Origin of the sequence: Nocardiopsis halotolerans DSM 44410, from assembly GCF_000341065.1 — a bacterium.
GTDB lineage: Bacteria > Actinomycetota > Actinomycetes > Streptosporangiales > Streptosporangiaceae > Nocardiopsis > Nocardiopsis halotolerans.
In genome coordinates this window covers 1-13,341 of record NZ_ANAX01000146.1, presented here as the reverse complement: position 1 = coordinate 13,341, position 13,341 = coordinate 1, and the positions used below count along the sequence as shown (strand labels likewise).

General features: G+C 71.7%; 10 protein-coding genes. 4 read left to right on the top strand and 6 right to left on the bottom strand.

Annotation, left to right across the window (positions count from 1 at the left end):
- Nucleotides 1–361 (top strand): WYL domain-containing protein (locus D455_RS0110680; RefSeq protein WP_017570716.1); only part of this gene is annotated, 361 nt, incomplete at its 5' end.
- A gap of 245 nt (nucleotides 362–606) precedes the next feature.
- Here the strand turns inward: D455_RS0110680 and D455_RS0110675 are convergent.
- The 3 genes from D455_RS0110675 to D455_RS30025 all read right to left on the bottom strand — a co-directional run bounded on the left by D455_RS0110675 (nucleotide 607) and on the right by D455_RS30025 (nucleotide 3,804).
- Nucleotides 607–1,887 (bottom strand): MFS transporter, encoded by a 1,281-nt coding sequence (locus tag D455_RS0110675; RefSeq protein WP_017570715.1) that lies wholly within the window; start codon nucleotides 1,885–1,887, stop codon nucleotides 607–609.
- A 103-nt stretch (nucleotides 1,888–1,990) separates the two neighbouring features.
- Nucleotides 1,991–2,782 carry an alpha/beta hydrolase gene (locus D455_RS0110670; RefSeq protein WP_017570714.1) on the bottom strand — a complete coding sequence of 264 codons (792 nt, stop codon included), beginning with the start codon at nucleotides 2,780–2,782 and terminating at the stop codon, nucleotides 1,991–1,993.
- Nucleotides 2,783–2,799: 17 nt separating this feature from the next.
- Nucleotides 2,800–3,804 (bottom strand): CPBP family intramembrane glutamic endopeptidase, encoded by a 1,005-nt coding sequence (locus tag D455_RS30025; RefSeq protein WP_017570713.1) that lies wholly within the window; start codon nucleotides 3,802–3,804, stop codon nucleotides 2,800–2,802.
- A 195-nt stretch (nucleotides 3,805–3,999) separates the two neighbouring features.
- Here D455_RS30025 and D455_RS0110660 point away from each other — a divergent pair, with 195 nt between their 5' ends.
- Nucleotides 4,000–6,219, top strand: a complete 2,220-nt coding sequence (locus tag D455_RS0110660) for an elongation factor G-like protein EF-G2 (RefSeq protein ID WP_017570712.1) — start codon at nucleotides 4,000–4,002, stop codon at nucleotides 6,217–6,219.
- Nucleotides 6,220–6,334: 115 nt separating this feature from the next.
- On the opposite strand, the gene D455_RS0110655 is transcribed toward D455_RS0110660, so the two are convergent.
- Together D455_RS0110655 and D455_RS0110650 are read right to left on the bottom strand one after the other, a co-directional pair.
- Nucleotides 6,335–7,129, bottom strand: coding sequence for a M48 family metallopeptidase (locus tag D455_RS0110655; RefSeq protein WP_017570711.1), 795 nt, complete (start codon nucleotides 7,127–7,129; stop codon nucleotides 6,335–6,337).
- A 6-nt stretch (nucleotides 7,130–7,135) separates the two neighbouring features.
- Nucleotides 7,136–9,010, bottom strand: a complete 1,875-nt coding sequence (locus tag D455_RS0110650; RefSeq protein WP_017570710.1) for an amidohydrolase — start codon at nucleotides 9,008–9,010, stop codon at nucleotides 7,136–7,138.
- A 436-nt stretch (nucleotides 9,011–9,446) separates the two neighbouring features.
- Between D455_RS0110650 and D455_RS0110645 the strand changes: the two genes are divergently transcribed.
- Nucleotides 9,447–10,580, top strand: coding sequence for an acyltransferase family protein (locus tag D455_RS0110645; protein ID WP_017570709.1), 1,134 nt, complete (start codon nucleotides 9,447–9,449; stop codon nucleotides 10,578–10,580).
- 66 nt (nucleotides 10,581–10,646) lie between these two features.
- Here D455_RS0110645 and D455_RS0110640 read toward each other — a convergent pair whose 3' ends face one another.
- On the bottom strand, nucleotides 10,647–11,600 hold the full coding sequence (locus D455_RS0110640) for a CDP-alcohol phosphatidyltransferase family protein (RefSeq protein WP_017570708.1): 954 nt from the start codon (nucleotides 11,598–11,600) through the stop codon (nucleotides 10,647–10,649).
- Between the two features lie 228 nt (nucleotides 11,601–11,828).
- Between D455_RS0110640 and D455_RS0110635 the strand changes: the two genes are divergently transcribed.
- Nucleotides 11,829–13,268, top strand: a complete 1,440-nt coding sequence (locus tag D455_RS0110635) for a GuaB1 family IMP dehydrogenase-related protein (protein ID WP_017570707.1) — start codon at nucleotides 11,829–11,831, stop codon at nucleotides 13,266–13,268.
- Nucleotides 13,269–13,341 lie beyond the last annotated feature (73 nt).

Below are 13,341 nucleotides of genomic sequence, written 5' to 3'. Positions count from 1 at the left end.
CAGGGTCGAGCGGATACGGCCGACCGGGCACGCGGTCGAGCTGGTGGACCCGCCCGACCCGGCACGGCTCGTCTCCGGTTCGCTGGCGAGTGGTGTGTATCCGCTCCACGCGACGGTTCGCCTCCCGCTGCCGATGGAGCAGGCGATTCGGCTGATCCCGTCGACGGTCGGCACCCACCGCCCTGAGGGCTCCGAGGCCACCGTCGTCGACATCGGCGGACCCGACGCGGACGGTCTCGCCCGATACCTGCTCGGCCTGGCCACTCCGTTGCGTGTCCTGGCACCGGACGAGGTACGGGAGGCACTGGCTCGCCGCGCCCGCGAACTGTTCGTCGCCAACGTGGACGAGCGGTCTCCGTAGAGGAGCGCCGTGGGGGAGGACCCTCGAAGCCACGGACCGGCGCCCTTGAGAACCGTGAGCGTTCGCGCAGGCGGGAAAGGCACCTCCGCCACCACGCGGTGACCGGAGGGCCTCACCGGACCGCCCTCATGAGCCGTGACCTCGTACCTGTGGTGAACCTCGACGCTCCGGCCTCGCCACAAGCACAGGATCATCCGAGGTTGGAGCACTCCGGCCACACCGGCAGCGGTTCCGGCCAGCCCGCGTCAGCCTGGGCGGCCTCGGGACCCGCGTCCGCCCAGGGCCAGCGGGACGGCCGCCAGCAGTGCCACGGCCGTGACCGCGAACGCGGGGCCGTACCCCAACAGCTGGATCAGCAGCCCGAGGAGCATCGCCCCGGCTCCCGCACCCGCGTCGTAGCCGATGTTCCACACCGCGCTGGCCCTGCCGTACCCGGCGGGACCGGCGCGGTTGAGCATGAGGGTGACGGTCTCGTTCTGAACGGCGCCGAAGCCGAGGCCGAACACGGCCGCGCCCAGGAGCACCAGCACCGTCGTGCCGGTTCCCGGGGCTTCCTCCCCCACCGACCACAGCGCGACGGTGACCAGGGCCATCCCCACCGTCGCGCCGGCCATGCCCGGCAGTAGCAGGAGGGTACGCCGGTGGCGATCGTGCAGCATCCCGGCGGTCCAGCGGCCCGCCACCACCGCCAGGGCGTAGGCGGCCAGGGCACCGCCCACCAGCCACGTCGCCTGTGTCAGGGGGATGGCCAGGAAGGTGATGATCGCGCTGGCCGACGACGCGGTCAGCAGCATGAGCACCAGCGGCATCACGAGAGGCAGCAGCGGCGAGGGAGAACGGTCCCCGGACGGACCGTCGGAGACGGCACGCGCGGACCGGCCACGGCTTCGCAGTGCGGACCGGTTGCGGCCGCCGTCGGCGTACCAGATGCCTCCGGCCAGGGCCGCGCCCAGGACCGAGCACAGGCCGGTGATCCAGAAGGCGGTGTCGAAGCCGATGTTCAGGGCCAGGGCCACACCGCCGGGCAGGATGAGTACCTGGGGCAGGCCGACCGCGAGCCCGTAGTATCCGGTGGCCCTGCCGACCTGGTGGTGGGGGACCAGCCGGGCGGCGAGCACGGTTCCGGCGACGCTGACCATGCCGAAGCCGACGCCGCGCACCGCCGAGACGGCCACCAGCGGGCCGAGGTCGCTGGTCAGGGCGAACAGCGGGGTGGGCAGACCCATCACCAGCGAACCGACCGGGAAGGCCCACCGGTAGCCGCCCCTCTCCAGGATCCAGGGCATGGCGAGCTGGGTGAGCACGGTGGTGAGCATGAACACGGCGGTGGTGCTTCCCGCGCCGAACTCGCCCGCGCCGCCGCGGGTGGCCCACAGGGGGACCAGCGGGAGGACGGCGGCGAAACCGCAGAGACCGATCGCCGTGGCCGCGATGAGCAGGGCGAAACCCCGGCCGCGCAGGCCCGGCAGGTCATCGCCGACGGGTGGTGTACCGCTCTCGGATGCGGACGAACGAGATCGGATCATCCGTCCTTTCTAACCGACATGTGGGGACGTGTCGATGGTGTGGACCACGTCCCACCAGTCCTCCCACCGGGTCTGGGGGAGGGCACGGGTTTCCTGACGGGCGTCACTCCGCCCCGGACCCGGTCCTCTCGGCCAGCCAGTCGCGGATGCGTCCGGCCAGTTCCGGGGTCACGGCGCGCTCGGCGTGCCCCATCCCCGGGATGATCCACAGGTCGCGGGGCTCCCGCGCGGCGTCGTGGATGTCGGTGGCGTGGGAGACCGGGAAGTAGGCGTCGGCGTCCCCGTGCACGACCAGCAGGGGTGTCGGGGAGATCTCCCCGGCGACCTCCCGGGGCTCGGCGGGCATGGGGTCCCACTCGCGGTCGATGACCCTGACCTTGCGGAAGCCGCGCAGGAACAGGCGTCCCATCCTGCGGCCGATACCCAGGTGGAGCAGCCGCATGGCGCGCGTTCCCCTGTAGTACCAGCGGCTGGGGCCGCTGACCGAGACGACCGCGTCCGTTCCGCCGTAGATGGCGGCGTGCCGGACCGCGACGGCGGCGCCCATGGAGAACCCCACGACGGAGACGGAGGTGTAGCCGAGTTCCCTCAGGCGGACGACGACCGCCTCCAGATCGTGGATCTCCGCGTTACCGACGGTGCTGAGCCCGCCGGAGCCGTGGTGGCCGCGGAAGTCGAAGGTCATCACGTCGCCGACGGACAGCAGCGTCTCGGCGACGGCGCGCGTGTTCGGGTTGCGATGGGTACCGGTGAACCCGTTGGCGAGGACCACGGCGGTGGTGCGCTCCCCCAAGCCGCGCAGGAGCACGGCGTCGATGCCGACTCCGTCGGAGGTGGTCAGCCAGTAGCGGTTCTCACGGGGCTGTTCGAGTGGGTGGTCGGTGGCGTCGGACACCCGACCATCGTGCCCGATCAGTCCCGGCGGTCGGATCCCGGGCCCGGTGTGACGTTGCCGTCACTGCCCTGGTGGTCGATCCACTCGTACGGGTACATGTGGTGGCTTACGGACACCTCCCCGCCGGCGGGAGCGCCGTCGTCGTACGCGCCCTGGTCACCGTCCGGGTCACCGTCGCCGTACCCGTCACCGCGGGCGTCGGGGTACTCCCGCTCCCCGGCCGCGCGGACGTCGGCGGGCGGGAAGGCCAGCGAGCGCAGGTTGAGCGCCACGTGGACGAGGACCGGCACCCAGACGCTGCCGGTGCCCAGGTAGAGGATGGTGAGGAGGGCGCCCGACGCGCCCGCGCTGACCAGGCCCCACCAGCCCTGGTAGAGGTGCGCGACGGAGAAGAGGGCCACGGACAGCACGGCGGCGGCCCACAGCGGCGCCCCCATGCTGGCGACCAGGACGATGAACAGGGCCCGGTAGAGCAGTTCCCCGAACACGCCCCCGGTGACGGCCGCCCCGGCGGCCGTGCCCCGCTCGGCGAGGGTGTGCGGTACGAGCAGGCCACGGTCGCGTTCGGGTTCGGGGAGGGTGAGCGGTGCGCCGGCGCGCCGTGCGCGGCGGCGTGGGGCCCGTCGGGCACGGCGCCCGCCGGAGGAGGGGCCGCCCGGGGCCTGCTTTCCGCCTGGAAGGCCGTTGACCAGGACCCAGAGCACCGCGAGGGCCAGCAGACCGCCGACGGCGCCGCCCGCGACCGGGCCCCAGGCGTGGGGCGGGCGCAGGCCCAGGTCAGCGGTGGAGAGGCCGGGGGAGAGCAGCAGCACCCCGAGGACCGCGAGGCCCCACAGCACGTGGATCCCCATGGTCACGGCGTGCAGGAGCGGGAGGGCGCGGGCGTCGCCGCGTCTACGGGACAGCCACGTGAACGCCCTCCTGCCGAGAAGGGGTTCGCCGACCGCCGCGAAGAGGAGCAGTACGACCGTCAGGATCGTCCCGACGAGGCTGAACTGGGGGAGGGATTCCGACCATGGCACGGGGCAATAGTAAAGGCCCGAAACACTGGATAGTGCACATGCCATATTTCGTTCCGCGATCGCTTCGGCCCCTGGCCACCCCTTGCCGTTCGGCCCACGAGGGGTGACCGTAGAGAGTGTCACAGGTCACAAGGTGGACGGTGGCATCCGGCCCTCGTGACCACCGCTCGGACCCCGAAGGGCTGGGTAGCAGGGATGGTAGATCGAGCCGTAGCCGTACCGAGGGCCGACAGGCCCCAGAACGTCCGCAACGTCGCGCTGGTCGGGCCGTCCGGCGCCGGTAAGACGAGTCTGGTCGAGGCGCTGCTCGCCGCGTCCGGGGAGATCGGCCGCCCCGGCAGCGTGGAGGAGGGCACGACCGTCAGCGACCACGACGAGGTCGAGATCCGCCAGGGACGGTCGGTCAACCTCACCGTCAGCCCGGTGATGGTCGGCGACGTCAAGGTCAACCTGGTGGACACACCCGGGTACGCCGACTTCATCGGGTCGATGCGCGCCGGGCTGCGCGGCGCCGACGCCGCCCTGTTCGTCGTGTCCGCCCTGGAGGGCGTGGACGGCCGCACCCGTGTGCTGTGGGAGGAGTGCGCCGCCGTCGGCATGCCCCGCGCGGTGGCCGTCACGAGGATCGACCACCCGCGCGCGGACTACGACGAGGTGGTCGCCCAGTGCCAGGAGGCGTTCGGTCCGGGCGTCCATCCCGCCTACGTCCCCGCCGTGGAGGGCACCGGGGACGATCGCCGGGTGGTCGGCGTGTGGGGGCTGGTCTCCGAGCGCTACTACGACTACTCCGAGGGGGGCGGGGCCGGTTCCGGTGCCGCCCCCTCCGCCGGTCCGGTACCGGACTGGCTGCGCGAGACGGCGGGACCGCTCCGGGAGACCCTCGTCGAGGAGGTCATCACCGAGAGCGAGGACGAGGGCCTCATGGAGCGCTACATGGAGGGCGGCGAACTCGATCCGGACCTGCTCATCGCCGATCTGAAGGAGGCCGTCGCCGCGGGAGGGTTCCACCCCGTCCTGGCGATCAGCACCGCCAGTGGGGTGGGCGTGCGCGAACTGCTGCGCGAACTGCCGCTGTCGTGCCCGGATCCGACCCGCCGCCCGTTCCCGTCGGTGGCCACCCCCGAGGGGAAACCGGTGACGGGGCTGGCGTGCGATCCGGACGGCCCGCTCGTGGCGCAGGTCCTCAGCACGGCCAGCGATCCGTACGTGGGACGCGTGAGCCTGGTACGCGTGTTCTCCGGGACGCTGCACCCCGACACCCAGGTCCACCTGCACGGCCACGGCGTGCGGTGCGGGCTGACCGGATCCGGCGAACTGGACCGCGTCGGCAACGACGAGCGCGCCGGTTCGCTGTCCGTACCGCTGGGCCGCGAGCACCGGCCGGTGGGCCAGGTGGTCGCCGGTGATCTGTGCCTGGTCGCGAAGCTGCCCGACGCCCGCACCGGTGACACCCTGTCCGACCCGGACCGGCCGCTGCGCGTGTCGCCGTGGCGCTTCCCGCAGCCGCTGCTGCCGGTGGCGGTGACCGCGGAGTCCTCCGGAGACGAGGACAGGTTGTCGCAGGCGGTGGCGCGGCTGGTGGCGGAGGATCCGTCGCTGCGGGTGGAGGTGAACGCCGAGACCCACCAGATGGTGCTGTGGAGCATGGGCGAGGCGCACCTGGACGCCGCGTTGGACCGGCTGGAGCACCGCTACGGGGTGCGGGTGCGGACCGGTGGGGTGCGGGTGCCGCTGCGGACGACCTTCGCGGTTCCGGCGCAGGGTATGGGCCGCAACGTCAAGCAGAGCGGCGGGCACGGGGAGTTCGGCGTCTGCCGGATCCGTGTGGAGCCCCTGGAGTCGGGCGCGGGCCTGGAGTTCGTGGACGAGATCGTGGGCGGGGTGGTGCCCCGGCAGTTCATCCCGTCCGTGGAGAAGGGCGTGCGGGCCCAGATGGCGGACGGCGTCGGGGCGGGCCCGGGGTCGGCTGCGGGCCCGGGGTCCGGCTCGGGTTCGGGATACCCGCTGGTGGACATCCGGGTGACGCTCTACGACGGCAAGGCGCACTCGGTGGACTCCTCGGACATGGCCTTCCAGAAGGCGGGTCGCCTGGCGCTCAGGAACGCGGCCGAGTCCGGGAAGCTGGCGATGCTGGAACCGGTGGACGCGGTGTCCGTGGAGGTGGACGACGCCTACCTGGGCGCGGTCATGAGCGACCTGTCGGCCCGGCGCGGCCGGGTGGTGGGGACCGAGACGGCGAACGGCGGCCGCGCGGTGGTGCACGCGGAGGTACCGGAGCTGGAGATCACCCGGTACGCGGTGGAGCTGCGGTCGGTCTCCCACGGCACGGGGGTGTTCACACGCGACTACCTGCGCCACGAACCGCTGCCGCCGCAGGTGGCCGCACGCCTGCCCGCTCTCGACGGCGGGGGGTGAGGAACGCCCGGGAGGGGCGGGAGGGCCAGGAGGATCCCCTTTCGCCCTCCTGGGGTCGGGGCGCCGCCGGACCGCGTCAGCCCCGGGGAAGGCCGGACCGCGGGGCCGTCCACGGTCAGAAGACGCGTCCGGGCCTGCCGCGGTCGGCGAGGGCGGCGAACCGGAACGTGTTCACGGGATGGCTGGACAGGAGGTTGACCAGCAGCACGAAGAACCCCGTGTCGGTGTGGGCGCGCGCGGCGATGTCGTCGAAGTCCACGGACGGGTAGAGGTACTTGCCCGCCGCGAGCACCCGCAGACCGTACATTCCCTCGGGGCAGAACGCGTGGGCGTGGTTGTCGGCCGTGTACTCCTGCGCGCGGCTCAGGCTCGTGCCCACCCCGGGGATCACGTTCGCCACCGAGATGCCGAACTGCCGCCAGAACGACGTGTGGCCCGCGGCGATGTGCCCCACCTCGTGGCCGATCACGAACCGCAGGGTGTCGGGGTCGGACAGGCGTCCGCCCACCTCGAACAGGTCGCTGGTGACGGCCACGTAGCGCCGGAACCCGTGCCCCGAGGCGAAGGCGTTGATCACGCCGTTGCCCAGCACGACGTAGGCCTCGGGCACGTTGCGCATGCGAAACGCCGCGGCGGCCTCGGCCACCATCCCGTAGGCCTCGGGGAACTGCTTCTCGGTGATGCGCACCCCGTTGACGCGCTGGCGCGCGTACAGCTGGCCGCGCACGAAGTACACGAGCGCCGGAATGCTGAGCAGCAGCAGCGGCTCGTTGGGATCCCCGGAGTAGGCGCGGCTGACCGCGCCCACCACGGCGAGCAGGGACACCCCCACGCACAGGAGGAGAAGGGGGATCTCCCGGGGATGGCGCAGCGAGGTGCGCAGACGCCGGTCACCCCACCTGACCCCCATCCGCCGTCAGAGGCGGTACTCGGAGTCGGGCTGGTCGTCCGGAGGCGGTGCGTGGTGGGCGCTGCCGCTCGGCGGCGGACCACCGTAGGACGGCCCCGCCGGGGGCCCCTGCGGGGGGCCGTGCCGCGGAGGCCCGGGCCGCGTGCGCTCCTCGGGCGGCAGGTCGTCCTCGTCCAGCAGCGAGGCCATGTCCGCGGACAGCGTGGACTCCTCGACCTTCCCGTCGCGCCACTCCTGCCGGTGCTCATCGTCCTGGGCCTCCATCACGGCGTCCATGTCGGCGTCGTGGGTGGACTTGGCCGGGTCCTCCTCGGGCTCGGACCAGGAGGAGGAGAGGTGGGCGCTGTCGTAGGCGTCGTTGGGCTCGGGCGGGCCGAACGCCGGGACATCGGAGGCCGGGGCTCCGGTCGGCGGCGGACCGATCGGGGCGGCGGGCGGCTCCGGGAACGGGTCCCCCACCGGAGCCGGCGCGTCGAGCGGCGACTCCTCGGGCGCCGGTCCCGGGAAGGCCGCGCCCACCGGAGCGGCGGAGGCCTCGCTCACAGGATCGGCGGAGGTGACGTGGCCGTCGGAACCCAGGTAGGACAGCGCCGCGACGGTGATCGCGGCGAGTCCGGCCCGCAGGGTGGGTTCGCGGGCGGGCGCGAAGAACGGCGAGTGGTTGCTGGGGACGTTGCCCATCTTCTCGTACGGGGTGTCGCCGGGGGCGGCCTCCCACACGTCGTGCGGGGTGGCGCCCACGAACCAGAACACGTACGGGATGGGCTGCGGGTCGTCGGGCAGGCCGAAGTAGCTGAAGTCCTCGGTCGCCGGGGACGGGTCGGGCAGGTGGATGACGTAGTCGTCGCCGAAGTAGGCGTGGTGCACGGCGGCCACGTCGGCCGTGCTCTGGGCGTCGTTGAGGGTGACCCCGGCGCTCTGGAAGCGCTCGACGTCGGGCTCCCGGGTGGCCCCGGAGGCGGCGGCCTCGGCGCGCACGATCCTCTCGATGGCGGCTTCCAGCTGCGCGGACACGTTGTCGTTCAGCGCCCGGGTGTTGATCTCCAGGTACGCCTCGTCGGGGATGATGTTGGCCTTCGTCCCGGCCTGGATCCTGCCGACGGTGAGCACCGCCATCTCGCTCGGGCTGACCTCGCGGGAGACCACGCCCTGGAGGCGGGTGACGATGTTCGCGGCGATGAGCACCGGGTCCACGGTCGTGTTCGGCTGGGAGGCGTGGCCGCCCTCCCCGTGGACGCGCACGCGGTAGGAGCTGGAGGCGCCCAGGATGACCCCGGCGCGGTGGGCGATCAGCCCGGCGGGCTGGGGTCCCAGGTGCTGGCCGAGGATGACGTCGGGACGGCCGAACCGGTCGAACAGCCCGTCCTCCAGCATGGTCTGGGCCCCGTCGAGGGTCTCCTCGCCCGGCTGGGCGACGACCATCACGGTCCCGGTCCACTCGCCGCGGCTCTCCGAGAGCAGATCGGCCGCTCCCACCAGGCAGGCGGTGTGGGCGTCGTGCCCGCAGGCGTGCATGACGGGGACCTCGGCGCCCTCGTCGTTGACGGCGCGGGCGGTGCTGGCGTAGGGCAGCCCGGTCCTCTCCTCCAGGGGGAGCGCGTCCATGTCGGCGCGCAGCATCACCGTGGGGCCCGGACCGTTGCGCAGGATGCCGACCACCCCGGTTCCACCGATGCCCTTGTGGACCTCGTAGCCGGACCGGGCGAGCCACTCGGCGACACTGCTCGCGGTGCGGTGCTCGGTGTGGGAGAGCTCGGGGTTCTTGTGCAGATCGACGTAGAACCCCTCCACGAGCGGGAAGAGCTCGTCGAGGAGTCGCATGACCACGTTTCCGTGCTGGGCGGCACGGTTGGGGTCCACCGCGTGCGGCACGGCTTCCACCGCCTTCTTCCGTATCTCGACTGGGTAGGAACTGCCCAGCGGGCACAGCCTATCGGCGTGTTTGCCCCGGTCTCACAGGCAGCTCCTCGGGCTCCACACGCCACGGACCCCGCGCACTCACCCTCTGTACACTGCGGTATCGCCCATGGGTTAGTGTCTGCACACGGAAAGCTACCCCCTGTCGAGCCGCTCACGTCACGAGCCACCTCCGCCTCGGACGAGGAAGTTTCCACCGATGTCCGGAGAACGGCTGGCATACTTTGCTACATCACAGTAAGGTAACGCAGCACATGTTCATTCATCCGACCTAACGGTGCCTCCCCCGCGCGCCATGCGGCACCGTCGGTGTTCCGGTTCCGCGGCTGTTCCGCCGCCCGGAAAGAGCACACACGTTCCAGTATCAGAGTGATCTCGGAGTCCACTCGTGGCCTCATCCATGACCAGCCCGGAACCGGGGCAAGGCGCGACCCTCCCGGCCTCGGACGACACGAACACCAAAGCGGCGCCGGCCCCCGGCCGTGACGCCCGCCTGGACAATGCCAAGTTCATCCTGATCGCGTTGGTCGTCGTCGGCCACGCGCTCGGTTCGCTACGCGACTACGGTCCGGCCAGCACGCTGTACTACTGGATCTATTTCTTCCACATGCCCGCGTTCATCATGATCAGCGGGTACCTGTCACGCTCCTTCGACGCCTCGTCGAAGCGCGTGGAGAAGCTGGTCCTGTCCCTGCTGGTGCCCTACCTGATCTTCTGGACGATCCACCAGGGCATCTACTTCGTCGGGCGGGGCGGACCGCCCGAAACCCTGTCGATCCTCCAGCCGACCTACGCCCTGTGGTTCCTGGTGGCGCTGTTCCTGTGGCGCCTGAGCGTGCCGGTCTGGAAGCGCCTGCGCTGGCCCGTGCTCATCGCCGTGGGCATCTCGGTGTTCGGCGCCACGGCCAGCCTCGGTGAGACGCTCTCCCTGGGCCGCGTCGTGAGCTTCCTGCCGTTCTTCGTCCTCGGCCTCTGCCTGAGGCGTGAGCACTTCGCCTACCTGGACAGGCTGTGGGTGCGGATCGCGTCCGTCCTGGTGCTGGGAACGACGGCGGTACTCGCCGTGCCCATCTCCGAGCACATGAGCCGTTCCTGGCTCTTCTGGACGACCAGCCTCACCGACCGGGACATCGACCCGATCCTGCCCAGCCTGGGCCTCCGGATGGGCTTCATGGCCCTCGCGCTGGTGATGTCCTTCGCCGTGCTCGCGCTGACCCCGAAGCGGCGCACGTGGTTCACGCCCCTGGGCGCCTACACCCTGTACGTGTACCTGGGCCACTCGGTGCTCATCCTCCTCTTCCAGGCGACGCCCTGGTACGGCATGGCCGGTCCCACGGAGATGGCCGTCATCGTCCTCCTGGCCCTGCTCGTGACCGTGCTGCTGTGCACGCCCTGGGTGCGCGCGTGCATGCGGTGGGCCGTGGAGCCGCAGCTGACCTGGGTCCTGAGCGAGGACTCCGCGCTGCGCGGCGAGAGGAGGACCTCCGACGGGGAGCGCGCCGACCCCCGGGCCAAGGAGAAGGCCGGGGTCTGACCCACGCGACGGCGAGGGGGCGGTGCGCCGACGCGCACCGCCCCCTCGCCCCGTGTTCGGACGGGGTCAGCTCCCGTTGGACACCACCGCACCGGAGACGGTGCCGGGCACGGCCCCCGAGGCCAGCAGGTCACGGCGGCGCACCTCGAACCTGCGCGTCTCCTTCCACAGCCGCAGCACCAGGGCCACCTCGAAGAAGGACAGTGCGAGGACGGAGAACACCGCTACCGGGATGATCAGGCCGTTGAGCGGGGTGAAGAGGGCGAACAGAGCGGTCATCGGCGCCACCACGCACAGGAACATCTCGAACTCGATGCCGCTGAACAGGTGCGGGCGCACGCGGCGGCGCAGGAGCCAGTCGCGCACGCGCGGGTAGAGGCCGGTCGGGGCGGGGGCGTTCGGACGGGCGGGCTCGTCGGCCTCCTCGTCGTCCTCGGGGTCGGCGCCACCCTGGTGCGACAGCGTGTCGACGTCACCGGTCAGCTCGGCGAGGGAGAGGTGCATGGATCTGCGGGTCTTGGCGACCTGGGAGCCGTTGAGGTAGCGCAGCAGATCGAAGAAGACCACCACCGGCGCCACGATCAGGTAGGCCACGTGGCCGGTGACCGCCCACTGGCCGATCAGCAGCGCCATCACACAGCCGAAGAAGCGGATGCGGTCGAAGACGAAGTCCACCCAGGTGCCGAAGGTCGAGCCGGTGCCCTTGAGGCGGGCGATCTTGCCGTCCATGCAGTCCAGCACGAAGCTGAGGTGGAACAGCAGGGCGCCCCCCAGCAGCCAGAGGAAGTTGGCGACCTCGGAGGGGCCGCCCGGCGCCAGGGCCGGCGCGGCGAAGCACAGCACGGAGAGCAGGCCGAGGACCCCGGCACCCAGCGTCAGCTGGTTGGGCGTGATGTTGGTGCGGTTCGCGGTCCACACGACCAGGCGTCCGGCCAGGGGGTCCACCAGGAAGACCGTCCACCAGGCGTCCTTCGCCTTGTAGGTCTCTTCCTTGACTTGCGCGAAAGTGAAACGCGGCATGCGGGCTCTCCAGGAAGGCCCTCCCGTCGGCCCCGGCATGCGGCGACACGCGAACAGGGGCTGGGAAGGGCTGTGTCGGCTGGGATCCGAGTCATCATGCCAGATCGGGGGTCGTCCGACCTAATCAGTGACGGCATACTTGACAGGTAAGAGGGGGATCAACAGGCGGTCGCGCGCGGCATGCGGCGGATGGTCCACCCCCTTCGGTCTCGACCAAGGTATGAGGCATTGCGCTTTCTGAACGACCAGGCACCCCAGCAGGACCTGACCTACAGCGACGTGTTCATGGTTCCGGGCCGCAGCGCCGTGGGCTCCCGGCTCAGCGTGGACCTGTCGTCCCCGGACGGCACCGGCACCACCATCCCGCTGGTGGTGGCGAACATGACGGCGGTCGCCGGGCGACGGATGGCCGAGACCGTCGCCAGACGCGGTGGCCTCGCGGTCATCCCGCAGGACATCCCCATCGAGGTGGTCTCCGACGTCGTCTCCTGGACCAAGCGGCGGCACCTGGTGTACGACACCGCCATCACGCTCAACCCGACCAGCACCGTCGGTGAGGCGCTCAACCTGCTGCCCAAGCGCGCGCACAACGCCGTGATCGTGGTCGACGAGGCCCACCGTCCCGTCGGCGTGGTCACCGACGCCGACTGCGCCGGGACCGACCGCTTCGCACAGCTGCGCGACGTGATGTCCACCGAGCTGCTGACCATCCCTGCGGGCACCGAACCGCGTGAGGCCTTCGGGAAGCTGCACGACTTCCGGCACCGCCTGGCCCCGGTGGTGGACGGGGACGGCGCCCTGGTGGGTGTGCTGACCCGCACGGGCGCGCTGCGCTCCACCCTGTACACGCCCGCCGTGGACGCCGGGAACCGCCTGCGCGTGGCCGCCGCCGTCGGCATCAACGGCGACGTGGTGGGCAAGGCCTCCGAGCTGCTGGCCGCCGGGGCGGACACGCTGGTGATCGACACCGCGCACGGCCACCAGGAGAAGATGCTGACCGCGATCGCCAAGGTGCGCGCGCTGGCGCCGAAGGTGCCGATCGTGGCGGGCAACATCGTCACCGCGGAGGGCACCCGCGACCTGATCGACGCGGGCGCCGACATCGTCAAGGTCGGTGTGGGTCCGGGTGCGATGTGCACGACCCGCATGATGACCGCCGTCGGCCGCCCCCAGTTCTCCGCCGTGCTGGAGTGTGCCGAGGCCGCGCGCGAGCTGGGCAGGCACGTGTGGGCGGACGGCGGCGTGCGCCACCCGCGCGACGTGGCCCTCGCCCTGGCGGCGGGCGCGTCCAACGTGATGGTGGGCTCGTGGTTCGCGGGCACCTACGAGTCACCGGGGGACGTCGTGCGCGACGCCGAGGGCAGGCAGTACAAGGAGAGTTTCGGCATGGCTTCGGCCCGCGCGGTCCGTCTGCGCACCGCCGAGGACTCCCCGTTCGACCGGGCCCGCAAGGCCCTGTTCGAGGAGGGCATCTCGACGGGGCGCATGTACCTGGACCCCGAGCGGCCCGGTGTGGAGGACCTGATCGACCAGATCGTGGCCGGTGTGCGCAGCTCGATGACCTACGCGGGCGCCTCCTCGCTGGCGGAGTTCCACGAGCGCGCCGTGGTGGGCGTGCAGAGCGCCGCCGGGTACAACGAGGGGCGTCCGGTTCCCACCAGCTGGTAGCAGGGGGCGCCCTCGCGGGCCCGGCCGGGGTCACTCGGCCCGGCCCTCCTTCGCGGCGAGCACCGCCTTGCGG